General features: G+C 37.3%; 14 protein-coding genes and 6 tRNA genes. 7 read left to right on the top strand and 13 right to left on the bottom strand.

Annotated features, from left to right (window positions below):
- Nucleotides 1–39: 39 nt before the first annotated feature.
- From OCF96_RS08645 to OCF96_RS08620, 6 genes are all read right to left on the bottom strand, one after another.
- A complete protein-coding gene (locus OCF96_RS08645) occupies nucleotides 40–1,152 on the bottom strand; it encodes a LysM peptidoglycan-binding domain-containing protein (RefSeq protein WP_261446934.1) in 1,113 nt (370 codons plus the stop codon).
- A 165-nt stretch (nucleotides 1,153–1,317) separates the two neighbouring features.
- The gene (locus OCF96_RS08640) at nucleotides 1,318–1,938 is read right to left on the bottom strand and encodes an HAD family hydrolase (protein ID WP_261446933.1); all 621 of its coding nucleotides are present in this window, start codon (nucleotides 1,936–1,938) and stop codon (nucleotides 1,318–1,320) included.
- 3 nt (nucleotides 1,939–1,941) lie between these two features.
- Nucleotides 1,942–3,222 carry an MATE family efflux transporter gene (locus OCF96_RS08635; protein WP_261446932.1) on the bottom strand — a complete coding sequence of 427 codons (1,281 nt, stop codon included), beginning with the start codon at nucleotides 3,220–3,222 and terminating at the stop codon, nucleotides 1,942–1,944.
- A gap of 60 nt (nucleotides 3,223–3,282) precedes the next feature.
- Entirely contained in the window at nucleotides 3,283–4,767 is a 1,485-nt protein-coding gene (gene thrC, locus OCF96_RS08630) for a threonine synthase (RefSeq protein ID WP_261446931.1), read from the bottom strand.
- Between the two features lie 75 nt (nucleotides 4,768–4,842).
- A complete protein-coding gene (locus OCF96_RS08625; RefSeq protein ID WP_261446930.1) occupies nucleotides 4,843–6,120 on the bottom strand; it encodes a glutamate-cysteine ligase family protein in 1,278 nt (425 codons plus the stop codon).
- Between the two features lie 314 nt (nucleotides 6,121–6,434).
- On the bottom strand, nucleotides 6,435–6,833 hold the full coding sequence (locus tag OCF96_RS08620) for an FmdB family zinc ribbon protein (protein WP_009732039.1): 399 nt from the start codon (nucleotides 6,831–6,833) through the stop codon (nucleotides 6,435–6,437).
- Between the two features lie 172 nt (nucleotides 6,834–7,005).
- Here OCF96_RS08620 and OCF96_RS08615 point away from each other — a divergent pair, with 172 nt between their 5' ends.
- Nucleotides 7,006–7,332, top strand: a complete 327-nt coding sequence (locus OCF96_RS08615) for a DMT family transporter (protein ID WP_009732038.1) — start codon at nucleotides 7,006–7,008, stop codon at nucleotides 7,330–7,332.
- A 163-nt stretch (nucleotides 7,333–7,495) separates the two neighbouring features.
- Here the strand turns inward: OCF96_RS08615 and OCF96_RS08610 are convergent, their stop codons facing one another.
- Nucleotides 7,496–7,942 (bottom strand): helix-turn-helix transcriptional regulator, encoded by a 447-nt coding sequence (locus tag OCF96_RS08610; protein ID WP_000287814.1) that lies wholly within the window; start codon nucleotides 7,940–7,942, stop codon nucleotides 7,496–7,498.
- A gap of 319 nt (nucleotides 7,943–8,261) precedes the next feature.
- Here OCF96_RS08610 and OCF96_RS08605 point away from each other — a divergent pair, with 319 nt between their 5' ends.
- The 6 genes from OCF96_RS08605 (at nucleotide 8,262) to OCF96_RS08580 (ending at nucleotide 13,146) form a co-directional block, all read left to right on the top strand.
- Nucleotides 8,262–8,735 carry a hypothetical protein gene (locus OCF96_RS08605; RefSeq protein ID WP_049502267.1) on the top strand — a complete coding sequence of 158 codons (474 nt, stop codon included), beginning with the start codon at nucleotides 8,262–8,264 and terminating at the stop codon, nucleotides 8,733–8,735.
- 40 nt (nucleotides 8,736–8,775) lie between these two features.
- Complete coding sequence (locus OCF96_RS08600; RefSeq protein WP_261446929.1) at nucleotides 8,776–9,972, top strand: replication initiation factor domain-containing protein; 1,197 nt, start codon at nucleotides 8,776–8,778, stop codon at nucleotides 9,970–9,972.
- A 2-nt stretch (nucleotides 9,973–9,974) separates the two neighbouring features.
- A complete protein-coding gene (locus OCF96_RS08595) occupies nucleotides 9,975–10,361 on the top strand; it encodes a hypothetical protein (protein WP_061599443.1) in 387 nt (128 codons plus the stop codon).
- 59 nt (nucleotides 10,362–10,420) lie between these two features.
- Nucleotides 10,421–10,615: a DUF3173 domain-containing protein gene (locus tag OCF96_RS08590; protein WP_000598356.1), complete on the top strand. Its 195-nt coding sequence runs from the start codon at nucleotides 10,421–10,423 to the stop codon at nucleotides 10,613–10,615.
- A gap of 3 nt (nucleotides 10,616–10,618) precedes the next feature.
- A complete protein-coding gene (locus tag OCF96_RS08585; RefSeq protein WP_009732034.1) occupies nucleotides 10,619–11,752 on the top strand; it encodes a tyrosine-type recombinase/integrase in 1,134 nt (377 codons plus the stop codon).
- 137 nt (nucleotides 11,753–11,889) lie between these two features.
- Nucleotides 11,890–13,146, top strand: coding sequence for an ISL3 family transposase (locus OCF96_RS08580; RefSeq protein ID WP_261446928.1), 1,257 nt, complete (start codon nucleotides 11,890–11,892; stop codon nucleotides 13,144–13,146).
- 113 nt (nucleotides 13,147–13,259) lie between these two features.
- Here the strand turns inward: OCF96_RS08580 and OCF96_RS08575 are convergent.
- The 6 genes from OCF96_RS08575 to OCF96_RS08550 all read right to left on the bottom strand — a co-directional run bounded on the left by OCF96_RS08575 (nucleotide 13,260) and on the right by OCF96_RS08550 (nucleotide 13,765).
- Nucleotides 13,260–13,343: transfer RNA gene (locus OCF96_RS08575), tRNA-Leu, on the bottom strand.
- Between the two features lie 9 nt (nucleotides 13,344–13,352).
- A tRNA-Gln gene (locus OCF96_RS08570) sits at nucleotides 13,353–13,424 on the bottom strand.
- A 13-nt stretch (nucleotides 13,425–13,437) separates the two neighbouring features.
- Nucleotides 13,438–13,510: transfer RNA gene (locus tag OCF96_RS08565), tRNA-His, on the bottom strand.
- Between the two features lie 14 nt (nucleotides 13,511–13,524).
- A tRNA-Trp gene (locus tag OCF96_RS08560) sits at nucleotides 13,525–13,595 on the bottom strand.
- 4 nt (nucleotides 13,596–13,599) lie between these two features.
- Nucleotides 13,600–13,680: transfer RNA gene (locus OCF96_RS08555), tRNA-Tyr, on the bottom strand.
- Nucleotides 13,681–13,692: 12 nt separating this feature from the next.
- A tRNA-Phe gene (locus tag OCF96_RS08550) sits at nucleotides 13,693–13,765 on the bottom strand.
- Nucleotide 13,766 lies beyond the last annotated feature (1 nt).

The raw sequence follows: 13,766 nt of genomic DNA, 5'->3' as shown, positions 1-13,766 counted from the left end.
CTAGATCTCATTCGTCAAAATGATATTACAAAGTCTGATTTATCCATTCATTGAAACGTGAACGTGGTCATAGTGGTTTTCTGTCACGCTACCACGGTCTGGCATTGGGTTCCAAGTATTAGCTGGTCCATATTTGCTATCGAATGGAGCATAGAAACGTTGTTTCCAAATAATGTAACTAATTCCACGGCTAGCCATGTTTTGAATAGCGTATTCCGCAATCTTATCCCCTAGTTCTGATCCTTCTGGTACCATAAAGTCGATAGCCAAACCTTTTCCGTGATCTCCACTGTCTCCTGGACGGTAACCACTAAAGGATGTGATTCCAAACAAGTTGGCAATTTCTTCTTTAAAGGCAGCTGTTTGTGGTTGAAGGCCTGCATTTTCAGATTTTGCTACTGCAAGTCCAGCATAATCGGGCGCAGCTGGAGCTGCATAAGTTGTTGAAACTATCTTCGTCTCTTCTGGTTGATAAGTAGAAACTGCTGTTGTAGCTTCACTTGATGAGGCTTCTTTTGCTTCTTCTGAACTTGTTGCAGTTGTTTCAGGTGCTTTTTCTTCTACTGGTGTTGTAGTTGGTTCCACTGTTGAAGCAGCTTGAGGGCTGGCTTGTGTTTCCTCTTTCTCAGCTGGAGTCGTTGCCTGAGGAGCTACTTCTGCAACTTCTGAACTTGATGCTACTTCTTTTGCACTTGTAGTCTCTACTGCTTTTGGAGCTTCGGCAATTGGTTGAGAAAGGTCTGCAACTTGAACAGTTTGATCATCAACGGTCACTTGATTGGTTGTCAAATCTGCTGTCGCAGTTGTCACTTCTTCACTAGAATCTGCTTGAGGTGTTTGAATTTCAACTTCCGTTACTTCTTCAGCTTCATTGACAGTCGTTGTCAAAACAGTTTCTGGGAAAATCAAGTCCATATTAGTGATTTTATTCAAATTCGCAAGAACTGTGACATCTACACCCAAGGCTTCTGCAATTGTGCTCAAGGTATCACCATACTGTACTGTATAACTTGTTTTGTTGTCCGTTTTAGTCAAATCATTTTGGATTTGCTCAACACTACGTGCAGTCCAAAGAACTTCTTCTGCTTGAGTTGCCAATACTGGGGCAAATGACAAGGCTACTGTTGAAGCTAATAATATTCTTTTCTTCATTCTTTCCTATTCCTTTCAAATGAATACCTGTCTATCATAACACAAAAAATGCAGAAAAAAAGCCCTCTTGGGCCTATTTAACAGAACTGTCTATTCCTTGTAACAAACTCGGTTACTTGAAATAGTTTGTTAGGTCTCTGTCACAAAACTGACACAATCTTCTCGTTACTTGCTCTCAAAAATATAAGTAATATCTGCTAACTCTTGAATCCTGTGATTGCCTTCATAAGACGACTCTAAAAAGTTGATGCTTTGAATCCCACTATTCTGGGCAAATTCCACATCCAGAGTCCGATCCCCTATATAATAAGTATTATCAAGATTCAACTGATACTCATCTATCAGATATGCAGCTGCTTCTGGACTGGGCTTTCGCGCAAAGCCACTTTGATTGGTTAGAATCTCTGTAAAATAGGACTCCAACCCCAAATCTCTGAGAATGGTAAGAGCATTATCTCCCTTATGAGTGTAAACAAACTGCTGAATTCCTGCTTCCTCTGCCCAAGCTAGCACATCACGCGCACCTGGCATCAAAACTACCTGAGCATTCTTTTCAGCCAAACTCTGGGCACGCACCTGATTGAGCACTTCCACATCCAGTTTTCTCTCTTCCGCCACCTGCACAAGCAAATCCTGAACAGAATACTTGAGAATAAACTCCCTCACCTTCTCTTTATTATAAGGAATAGAAAATTGAGCATAGGTCTCCTCAATCCCTGATAAAATCGCCTCATAAGAGTCCAATAAAGTCCCGTCTAAATCCCAAATAAAAGCTGTTTTTTGCATTTCCTATCCTTTCAAGCTCATATAACGCTGGTAACGGTAACGTAGAAATAACCAACGAAAACCATTATCCAAAAGGGTTCCGGTCCAAATACCAGGCAAGCCCCAACCAAGCACAATCCCCATCAGATATCCTGTTCCAATGCGGATACACCACATTCCTATACTTGTCGCATAAAAGGGAAGCCGAGCATTGCCCAAACCCTGCCAGACTGCTGTATAGATGACTGTTCCTATCGTCATAGGAGTACCAAGTAGTGAAAAAAGTGTCACTAAAACACTAGCCTCCACCGCTAAAGAATCAGTCGTATAGAGATGAGTGAGTGGTATACCCAAAGCATAGATACTGAAGGTCAAGGGTAACATGAGGACCAGAGAAAGCCAAAAAGTTTGCTTGCTCAAACTAGCTACTCTTTCCCAATTATCCTCTCCAACTGCTCGAGCCACCAGCATGACCGTTGCCGTAGCGACGCCAAAGGCAGGCATGTAGTTAAACTGGGTCAAGACTTCTCCGACTGCATTCCCAGCAACTGCCTCCGTTCCAAAAGAAACAACCAAGGCAATGATCACGACATCTCCAGCCCGCATCATGAGCCGCTCTCCAGCTGCTGGCAAAGCTAAGGTCAATAGTTCCTTATCTAAACCAAAAGTCGGTTTCTCAAAAGGCAACTTTAATTGCGACCATAAAATTCCAAGACCGACTAAGCGAGACAAGATAGTCCCCCAAGCAACACCCGCTATACCCATATCAAGGACAAAAATAGCTAGACTGGAAAAGAGAATATTCAAGGCATTGGATAAAAGACTAACATAGAGAGGTAGACGTGGATTATGCGCTGCACGAATCAAGGCCCCCAAACTGGACATCAAGCCCAAGAGAACAATTGATCCACCCACCAAAGATAGGTAGAGCCCACCACTCTCAGCTACATCCCTCTCCGTCCCCAAGAGTCCTATCATCTCTTGCCCAGCAAAGATGGACAAAACTCCTAAAAGGAAACTTAATAGTAAAGTAATTTTCAACGACTCAGTCACATGATAGGCTAGCTTGGACTGATCCTTCTGCCCCAAACTTTTTGAAATAACGCTGGAAATAGCAGCTCCCAAAGCGATGAAAATTGCCTGGTAAATCGTGATAATATTGCCAGCCACTGAAACACCCGAAATAGCGATTAAACCCAAGTGAGCGACCAAGTAACTGTCCACCATCCCCATGAGCATCTGCAAAAAGTTTTCACCCATAGCTGGCAATGCAATATTCAGAATGTCTTTATTTTTCCTAAACAATCCTTCCTCCTGATGAAAAGAAACTCAGTTGGTTTCCCAACCGAGTTTACTTCCTCTGTCTTAAAGTCCTAGATAAGCCTCAACCGCTGCTTGCATGTCAGCAGCTGCCACTGTTGTTTTATGACGAACTGGAGCCGTTTCTAGGCCATCAACTGCTGGTGGCACTGCAACTCCTGAAATATCATGTAATTGAGCCAAGGCTTCAAAGTCAGTCAAGCCTACTTTACCTGTTACAGCTTCTACTGCAACCACTGGGAACTTGTATGGACTCGCTGTTGAAGCAATCACTGTCTTAGTCACATCGCCAGTAGCCGCTTGGTATTTCTTATAAACTGCCGAGGCAACCGCCGTATGTGGATCCTCGATATAAGAATCTGCCTCATAAACACGCTTGATTTCTGCTGCCGTTTCTTCCTCAGTCGCATATTCAGCTGCAAAGAGGTCCAAAATCTCTGCATCAAAGTCTGTCAACTCATATTGTCCTTGCTTGTTCAAGGCATTCATAAGTTCAGCTGTTTTAACCGCATCATTACCTAAAAGATGGAAAATCAAACGCTCCAAGTTTGAAGATACCAAAATATCCATAGATGGACTAGTAGTCACTTTAAACTCACGTTTCTTGTCGTAAACACGTGTCTTGAAAAAGTCTGTCAAAACATTGTTGTCATTTGAAGCACAGATTAATTTGCCAACTGGTAGACCAATTTGCTTAGCATAAAAGGCAGCCAAGATATTTCCAAAATTTCCTGTTGGTACTGTGAAGTTGACCTTATCACCAGCCACAATCTCACCAGTCTTAACCAACTGAGCATAGGCATAAACATAATAAACAATCTGTGGCACCAAACGACCGATATTCATAGAGTTGGCAGATGAAAATTGCAGTTTATTGGTAGCCAACTTTTCACGAAGGGCTACATCGTTAAACATATGCTTCACATTTGTTTGAGCATCATCAAAGTTACCATCAATAGCGATAACATGAGTATTATCACCAGTCTGAGTAGTCATTTGCAACTCTTGAACCTTGCTGACACCATCCTTTGGATAAAAGACGATAATCTCAGTTCCAGGCACATCCGCAAACCCTGCCATAGCAGCTTTCCCAGTATCACCAGATGTCGCTGTTAAGATGACAATCTTGTTCTCCAAACCATGCTTCTTAGCAGCTGTTGTCATAAAGTATGGCAAAATAGACAAGGCCATATCCTTAAAAGCAATTGTTGAACCATGGAACAGTTCCAAATTGTATTGGCCGTCTAATTTCACCAAAGGCGCTATAGCTGGAATATCAAACTTGCTATCGTAGGCATTGTTGATACAGTAGTCCAACTCCTCAGCTGTAAAGTCATCTAAAAATGCTGACAAAACTAACTTAGCAACTTCCTGGTAAGAAGCATCTTTCAATTTGTCAAAGTCCAAATCTACCTTTGGATAAGTAAGCGGTGTAAACAAACCACCGTCCGTCGCCAAACCTTGCAAAATAGCTTGACTAGCAGTTACTGTATTGTTGGCATCACGCGTTGATTGATAAACTAATGTCATTACTCTCTGTCCTTTATCTATAGTCTCATACATTATATCATGATTTTTCAGAAAATTCTCCTTTTGTAAGAGAAATTATAGGCCCAATTCTTCTTTCAAAGCCTGTAAGTAGGTCATTTCTTGCTTATTTCTCATCTCCAGTCCTTCCTCAGCTAGAAGGAGTAAGTCTTTTGAAAACTCTATAATCGCAGTTTTTTCCTCAGCTATAAGATTTTTTTTAGAAAATTGCCGTCTTAAAAACTTGTAATCACGACCAAATTCTTTAAAGAAAGGTGCTGTTTCTAAGTAAGCTTCTAACTTATCTAAATTAACCAACAATCCTAAGTGAAAAGCTGCTGAAGCGAAGGTTCTATCTAGAGGTTGAGTACACACACTACGAAACTCAACTGTTCCACGAGTCGTTAAGTCTTGGTACTGATAACTACGATGAGTTTCAAAATCCTTCTCTTGAGCGTAAATAAGAATCTCATCCCCATTAAGAGCATATGATTGGATTTCAGATGTAGCCAAATAGTCCCTAGCTTGAATCGGATAAAAATAATAGGTTTGTCCATCACGTTCCGCAGTAAAAATTGCAGAATGATCTAGATAATCAAAAAAATCATCCTCATCTTTAAAGAGTTTAGCATTGACTCCAACGTTTTCTGGATAGATACCATGCATCGATTCTTCCCAGAAAATATCCCTTGAAATTTTCGTATCCCAATCCTCACCTGAAAACTCAGAATTAGCAAATAAATAAGCCTTAACTGCTTCAATTTGGGTAAAAGCATTAATCACTCGTAAGTAGTTAGACTTTGAAACATCCAACTGTACCTGACTCCCACAGATAAACGCTCCGTATTCAGGGAAATGATGTAAGTCTGATTTAGCAACATTTCTACTCATATTCAAATAATCCATCAACATCTGATAGCGTGGATAAGCCACTGGACAATTCTCATTTTTATCCCAGTTGGGATGGATACCACAGCCAACAATAGCATGATTTGATTCGCCTAATTTTCTCTGAATTACATCCATATAATTATTAAAACGATTTTCGACCTCTTGAATTGTATCAGCCTTACCAAATGCAAACTCAATCGTAGTATAGGAAACTTCAAATAAAATAGCATCCTGACTTAATGGGTTCACTAACTGAATAGGAGTCCCAAAATTATCTACCTTTTCGACAGTAAAATCCAAATCAGAAACTAAATATCGGAATAAATGTTTGATAACTTCAACATCTGTAGCATCCCCTTCCAAGTTTACAACAGGATATTCCAGCTCAATCCCGACAAACAATTCAGAATTTTCTTTAATATTTTTCAAATACCGATGTTTTAATAAATCGATAGAACGAGACATACTTCCCTACACTTTCATAATCTAAATAAAATTTGAATAACTATTATTATAGCAAAAATAATATAAAAAAGGAACGAAGATTTACAACGTTCCTTAACTCTATACTATACCGGCGGCCGGGGTCGAACCGGCACGTCCTTGCGGACACTGGATTTTGAGTCTAATATTATTAGTTTTAAATCTCAGAAATATTGATTTTATAAGCTTTTTTTCCATAATATTTTTTAAAACTTAGTATCACTTCCAAAGTTTAGATACTTTTTAGTAACTATAAAATGCTAGAAAGTATACTCCTTATTAAAAAGAGTTTTGGACTAGTTTTGTGCAATTTTATTACCCATATCCGTAATAAGAGAGGCTAAATTAATTGCCTTTAATGATTGTAGAAATTGGTTGTGAATATCATTAGACACATAACCAGCTAGCAAAATATGCTCAGCCATGTCATATTGCTTAATCAAGAGAATCTTATCATGTTTTTCATTAAATAAAATCGCACTAATTGCTGTATTAAAGACTGGAAAACGAAAACTCGCACATTGTGAACAATAAGGAATATCTCCCTCATCTTTTAAAAATTTTTTCTCCAAAGGATGCCCACATTCGGGACAACAAGTCATTGTTTTGTCAAATATAGAAACCTCTTTTTTAAAGTTCTTAAAAGTAATTTTACCAGTAAAATCGAGACCACGCAAGACATTGAAATAAATCAAGACTTTTTTTAAAATTTATCTTATGATATAATAAACTTATCAGCTATTGGTTCTGAAAAAGTGTCTGCCACAGTTTTACTACAAATTCTCATGACTTGTGCCAAGATTTATAAAAAACGGATAGCTATAATAGCTCTTAGAGCAAAAACATGACATATAGGAGGTTAAAGACATGTCATACTTTTATCTTTTTATCGCCATTGTAGGAGAGATATTGGGAACTAACCTTTTGAAATTATCAGACGGTTTTACAAAGCCTATTCCAACCGTTTCTGCCCTACTTAGCTATGGCGTTTGTTTCTATTTCCTCTCACTAGCAATGCAAAAAATTCCTTTAGGAATAGCTTATGCAACATGGTCAGCTGTCGGTTTAGTTTTGACAGCCTCTATCGCAGTAATGATTTTCAAAGAAACACTAAATGTTTATAGCATTATCGGTTTAATTTTGATTATCATTGGTGTTGTCATGGTTAACTTATTAGGAAATGCAGGACATTAATAAAACCGGCTCTATACTATTTGTAGTGGGTAAATCCCCTATGGATATTATGGAGCCTATTTTGTTGTAGAAAAAAAGTTCCATAAGAACTATAATGAAAAGCTAGAATTCTGTCAATATTTTGGACACATTTTGGGAGGGAATTTTGAAGACTAGCGTCCTCCTAATTTTCCCAATAAGTTTTAACTTCTTCAAAAATCTTATTCAAAAGTTCTGCATCTTTTTCTGACAACTGATTTTTTTCTATAACTCTATCTTTTAGTTCTGTTGCCTTTATTTTATTTCTTGCCACCGAAACTGCTATTGAATGTTTCAAAATATCAAACTCATCCTTTGAAAAGTTTGCAATATTGGTAAGATCTAATTGTTCTAGAGGTAAACTACTGATAATTGAATAAGGTTTTTGTCCCAGCAAATAATCTGTAGTAGTCCCAAAGATATTTGCTAATTTCACAACGAATTCTAATCCTGGTTCTAACGTTCCATTCTCCCACCGAGAATATGTCCCTTGTTGAACTCCAATTAATTCCGATATTTGTACTTGAGTTAACTTTTTTGATTTTCTGAGAGTTTTTAACCTCTCTGAAAATTTATAATCCTCTGTATACATAATTCTCCTATAGATATTCTTATTCGTATATTTTAGCTTGACAAAATATTCTAAACGGTATAAAATAGAATTATTCCATAAGGAATATTTATTTTGAGATTGAATATTCCATTGAGAATATTATAGCATAAAAGGAGGTAAAAGCGTATGTAACTAGTAGTCGATTTAAAAAATTTTAATAAAGGAGGTAGGATTCGACAAAATAAAAAATCTTGAAACAAATGTGCCGTTCGTTCCAAGATCAAAACATATTATGTAACAATTATACCACAGAAAACTCTTCAGTTGCACAAGAAAATTTCGGAGGTTTCACAAAAAGATGACCAATAAAGAGTTAGTCAATCAAATTTCTGGCCTAAACTCTACCTCTACTCTTAAAAATTGGATTCAACTGATTAGAGAGATAAGTGGCAAGGAATTTAAGAAAATTAAAATTCCTATCAGTAGAAATCCAAGAACTCATCAATTAAGTTATACAGTTGCCTATGACTTTACAGACGAAGACCTTAGACAATTTCAAAAGTTAGCTAACCTAAAACTTGAAATAGGTCTCAAAGAGGCTATACAAGCCGTATTTGGGAGTCTAGCAGATAATGAGCAAGAATCCCTAAACCAAGTAATAGATGAGCTCTACGATGAACTGAGCGCCTTGAAACAGGAATTTAAACGAGAAATACGACTGATAAAAATTGAGAATTCCAACCTAAAAAAGAAAATCCAAGATATTGAAGAGTCGATGCAAACCGGCTTACTAGGGTTTGTTAACAAGAGGTCAAAAAATAGGTTCGGCTAATAGCGAGTTTTCGGCTGAGCCATGAGGCAGAAAGCCGAAAATGAGCGTAGATGCGGACGGACCATTTTTGACCGATAGGGTGTGTAGTAACACCACCCTCTGCAAGTTAGGTGTACCATCGAAAGAATTCAGTATTTCCAAGGGTTTCGGAGATTTTAAGGGTGGCAAAATTAAGCAAAAAGTTGAATCAAAATCTATGGCAAAAAATGAACATTTACGTTCTGTATTTGACTGGATTCAAATTCAGTTTGATAAGACTGAATTTTCGCCAAGAGAAATAATCGAAGACATTCTATTTCTTGACTATGACCTATTTATTGAGAATAAAGGGAGCCTTAAATACTATAACTATGATAGCCAGCTTCATTATGGGAATATCCGTATCTACTATGGAGCGAAAGAGTCGTCCTACATGCTTGTCATGTCAGGACAGGCACTCGAGTTCTATAGAGATATGGTATTAGATCCAAATAGTCTGTCCGAAAGACAGTTTTTGAACAACCTCTACTACAATTACAATCATTTTTCAGTAAGACGAATTGATATTGCAATAGATGATTTTAATGAAACACCCTATTTCACTCCTAATCAGCTTCTAAAGATTTGTCAGAAGAAACGCTTTATATATGGAAAAAGCACCTACTACAATACCTACGGAGATGAAACAATCGGCCAGACCTTATATTTGAGAAAACCCAATGATGACGAAAGACTTAGAATTTACGATAAACGCTTAGAACGAGCTGAGAAGCTCGGTATCAGCAAGCGGTATATAGAAAATTGGATAAGAACTGAGTTAGAACTTAGGAAAGAAAAAGCTCACTACTTCATTCAAGAATGGTTGCATTCAGAAATAGATCTTCTCAACTTTACCAAGGGATATCTCAAAGAAAAAGTGAGGTTCTATAGTGATAGCTATTTCTCAAAACCTTTGAGATCTTGGGAAAAGTTTTTAGGCCATTCAAAACCCGTCTCTATCATTATTTCAAAATCAAAAACAGAACTAGAACAAAAATTAGAATGGTTTACCTATAAAGGGTCCGGAGCTATTCTAAAAGCGTATAAATTTCTATACGACAATAACTTACTGCATGAGTATGAGAAGACTAACTATCTCGCACTCAACAATATGGAATATCCACCAGATTTAGCAAGTGGATTAATAGAAAGGGCAATTCTCTTTAAAAGAGAGGATTTGATCCCCACAATCAAAGAAAATATCAAAAGGAGAAATTAATTATGGCAAAAATGCTTTCACAAAATGACTGGAATTTTAATAACATTGGAACAAAATTTGAATTGGATGAAGTTATTCCAAAATTTGAAACGGAAGTCCGAGCAGATGCAAACGGAGAAATTATCAAAAACCGAGATGGTAGCGAAAGACGTTTTAATACCGATAAAATCATTGGTTGGAAATACAATGTAACAATCAAGGATGGACAATTCAAAAAGAAATCAACCCAAGTCTCAGTAGACAATCCAGAAGCTTTAGTTGATAATGACTATATCCAAGCAATGGATGAAGTACCAGTAACATTTGACAATTTACAAGCCACTATGATTAGTACGACAATGTACTATAAAGCGGATGCTATCCATTTAGTAGATGTAAAACAAAAATAAGTATCAGACAAGGGGAGTAAATCCTCCCCTTACTTAATCTAATTAGAAAAGGAGATCACATGATTAAAACTGTAACAAAAGATGACCTTATCGAACTTGGATTTGCTCCAGGAACTGCAAGAAAGATTATCCATACCGGCAAATTACTATTAGTGAATCGTGGTTTTAACATCTACGATAACAAACGGATAGGTACAATTCCAGCCAGTGTCGCTGAAGAACTACTAGGAATTGAACTCCAGAAAGAAGCGTAGCTTATGGCTTTACGTAAAAGTAGAGACGGAACTTGGATTGTTGATGTTTCCAATGGTATAAATCCAATATCTCTAAAACAACGTAGAATTGTAAGAAAAGGATTCAAAACTAAAAAAGAAGCATTGGAGGCCGAACAATACTTACGAAGTGTCGAACTTAAAGAAAAAAGTTTCAACTCAAAAATATCAATTGATATCCTTTATGATCTCTTAAAAGAAGAGGATAGAATAAACAACAGAAAACAAAGCTATATAGATACACAAGAAAACAACTATAACAGGCATATAAAAAACTATTTTGAAAAAGTTGATGATGTAGCTAAATTAACTTATGAAGATATCTATCAATTCAGAGAACATCTAAGAGATAAAAATACTCAAAACTCAGAAAAGAAGCTAAGTCCAAACACTATTAATAAAATTATAATTTTACTAAAGAAAATTCTGGATGTTGGATTAAGAAAGGGATTTTACAAGGAACATCCCGTAGGATTACTGAAAAAATTACCCATAGAAAAAGTAAAATTAAATTTCTGGACAGTAAAAGAATTTAAGCATTTCTTAACACTATTTAGCAACGATGAATACAATATAAAATTACTATTCACAGTTCTATTTTTTACTGGTCTAAGACTCGGAGAAGCTCTTGCTCTAACGTGGAAGGACATAGAGTTTTCTACAAATACAATCCATGTAAGTAAATCAATATACGTTAAAAAAGGTGAAGAACACATTAGTAGTACAAAGACAAAAGCTGGAACCCGAAGAATCATCATGAACACCAAACTAGTGGAGACACTAGAAGAATGGAGGCAAACACAGCATGAAAGATTAAAAGAATTTACAACCAACCTAGATGATCTACAGATATTTCAAAATAGCCCGATTACGATAACTAAGGATTCAATCGAAAAACAATATAAAAAAATATTACAAAGAGATAGTTCTTTAAAAAAAATAAGAATTCATGACTTCAGGCATTCACATGCTTCCCTACTAATAAACCAAGGAGAAGATTATCTTGTCGTAAAAGAAAGATTAGGACATGCTTCTATAACTACAACAATAGATACATACTCTCATTTGTATCCAAGCAAGCAACAAAAATTAGCGGATAAATTAGATGATTTGTTATAAAACTAGTAATTTTAGGCTCTATAATATTTGTAGTGGGTAAATCCCCTATGGATATTATGGAGCCTATTTTGTTGTAGAAAAAAAGTCCCATAAGATCTATAATGAAAAGCAACCAAACCATCATTAGAAAGAATCCTATGGAACAATTACATTTTATCACAAAACTACTCGATATTAAAGACCCCAATATCCAAATTATGGATGTTATTAATAGGGACACACATAAAGAAATCATCGCTAAATTGGATTATGAGACTTCATATTGTCCTGATTGCGGAAGTCTAATGAAGAAATATGACTTTCAAAAACCGTCTAAGGTTCCTTACCTTGAAACGACTGGTATGCCTACTAGAATTCTCCTTAGAAAGCGTCGATTCAAGTGCTATCAGTGCTCGAAAATGATGGTAGCTGAGACTTCTCTCGTCAAGAAGAATCACCAAATCCCTCGTATCATCAACCAAAAGATTGCCCAGAAGCTAATTGAGAAGACTTCTATGACCGATATTGCCCATCAGCTGTCTATTTCAACTTCAACTGTTATTCGCAAGCTCAATGAATTCTGTTTTAAGTCTGATTTTTCTTACCTCCCTGAGATTATGTCCTGGGACGAATATGCCTTCACTAAGGGAAAGATGAGTTTCATTGCTCAAGATTTTGATAAGCTCAATATTATCACTGTTCTTGAGGGTAGAACACAAACTATCATAAGAAATCATTTTCTGCGCTACAATCGCTCTGTTCGTTGTCAGGTGAAAATCATTACTATGGATATGTTTAGTCCTTACTATGACTTGGCTAAACATCTTTTTCCGTATGCCAAAATCGTTCTAGATCGCTTCCACATTGTACAACATCTTAGTCGTGCTATGAGTCGTGTTCGTGTCCAAATCATGAAGCAATTTGAGCGAAAATCTCATGAATATAAGGCTATCAAGCGCTACTGGAAACTCATTCAACAGGATAGCCGTAAACTGAGTGATAAGAGATTTTATCGCCCTACTTTTCGTATGCACTTAACCAATAAAGAGATTCTAGACAAGCTTTTGAGCTATTCAGAAGATTTGAAACACCACTATCATCTCTATCAGCTTTTGCTTTTTCACTTCCAGAATAAGGAACCAGAGAAATTTTTCGGACTCATTAAGGACATTCTAAAGCTGGTTCATCCTCTTTTTCAGACTGTCTTTAAAACCTTTCTAAAGGACAAAGAGAAAATCATCAACGCTCTTCAGTTACCCTATTCCAACGCAAAATTAGAAGCCACTAATAATCTCATCAAACTCATCAAACGCAATGCCTTTGGTTTTCGAAACTTTGAAAACTTCAAAAAAAGGATTTTTATTGCTCTGAACATCAAAAAAGAAAGGACGAAATTTGTCCTTTCTCGAGCTTAGCTTTTCTTCAACCCACTACAGTTGACAAAGAGCCTAATTTTAAGTAACTCAGCGTTACAAATTCAACAAATAAAAGAAAAAGACAAGGTCCGAAAACCTTGTCTTTAATACTATACCGGCGGCCGGGGTCGAACCGGCACGTCCTTGCGGACACTGGATTTTGAGTCCAGCGCGTCTGCCAATTCCGCCACGCCGGCAAATAGTAACTGGGGTAGCTGGATTCGAACCAACGCATGAGGGAGTCAAAGTCCCTTGCCTTACCGCTTGGCTATACCCCAATAATATAAAATAGGCGAGTGATGGGGATCGAACCCACGCATGCCAGAGCCACAATCTGGTGTGTTAACCACTTCACCACACCCGCCATAATTCTATTAACACGGGCAGTAGGAATTGAACCCACACTGAAGGTTTTGGAGACCTTAGTTCTACCTTTAAACTATGCCCGTAAAATGGAAGGGGAGGGATTCGAACCCCCGAACCCGAAGGAGCGGATTTACAGTCCGCCGCGTTTAGCCTCTTCGCTACCCTTCCAAAATATATAAATGGCGCGAGACGGAATCGAACCGCCGACACATGGAGCTTCAATCCATTGCTCTACCAACTGAGCTACCGAGCCT

The sequence above is a fragment of the Streptococcus mitis genome, assembly GCF_946190065.1.
In the GTDB taxonomy this organism is placed as follows: Bacteria; Bacillota; Bacilli; order Lactobacillales; family Streptococcaceae; genus Streptococcus; species Streptococcus mitis_DE.
The sequence above is the reverse complement of the archived record's forward strand: the minus strand, read 5'-3'. Positions and strand labels throughout refer to the sequence as shown.

What these genes read in the sequence shown, in the direction of transcription:
- OCF96_RS08645 (WP_261446934.1), bottom strand. Translation starts at nt 1,152, where the DNA reads ATGAAGAAAAGAATATTATTAGCTTCAACAGTAGCCTTGTCATTTGCC.
- OCF96_RS08640 (WP_261446933.1), bottom strand. Translation starts at nt 1,938, where the DNA reads ATGCAAAAAACAGCTTTTATTTGGGATTTAGACGGGACTTTATTGGAC.
- thrC (WP_261446931.1), bottom strand. Translation starts at nt 4,767, where the DNA reads ATGACATTAGTTTATCAATCAACGCGTGATGCCAACAATACAGTAACT.
- OCF96_RS08625 (WP_261446930.1), bottom strand. Translation starts at nt 6,120, where the DNA reads ATGTCTCGTTCTATCGATTTATTAAAACATCGGTATTTGAAAAATATT.
- OCF96_RS08615 (WP_009732038.1), top strand. Translation starts at nt 7,006, where the DNA reads ATGTCATACTTTTATCTTTTTATCGCCATTGTAGGAGAGATATTGGGA.
- OCF96_RS08610 (WP_000287814.1), bottom strand. Translation starts at nt 7,942, where the DNA reads ATGTATACAGAGGATTATAAATTTTCAGAGAGGTTAAAAACTCTCAGA.
- OCF96_RS08605 (WP_049502267.1), top strand. Translation starts at nt 8,262, where the DNA reads ATGACCAATAAAGAGTTAGTCAATCAAATTTCTGGCCTAAACTCTACC.
- OCF96_RS08600 (WP_261446929.1), top strand. Translation starts at nt 8,776, where the DNA reads ATGAGCGTAGATGCGGACGGACCATTTTTGACCGATAGGGTGTGTAGT.
- OCF96_RS08595 (WP_061599443.1), top strand. Translation starts at nt 9,975, where the DNA reads ATGGCAAAAATGCTTTCACAAAATGACTGGAATTTTAATAACATTGGA.
- OCF96_RS08590 (WP_000598356.1), top strand. Translation starts at nt 10,421, where the DNA reads ATGATTAAAACTGTAACAAAAGATGACCTTATCGAACTTGGATTTGCT.
- OCF96_RS08585 (WP_009732034.1), top strand. Translation starts at nt 10,619, where the DNA reads ATGGCTTTACGTAAAAGTAGAGACGGAACTTGGATTGTTGATGTTTCC.
- OCF96_RS08580 (WP_261446928.1), top strand. Translation starts at nt 11,890, where the DNA reads ATGGAACAATTACATTTTATCACAAAACTACTCGATATTAAAGACCCC.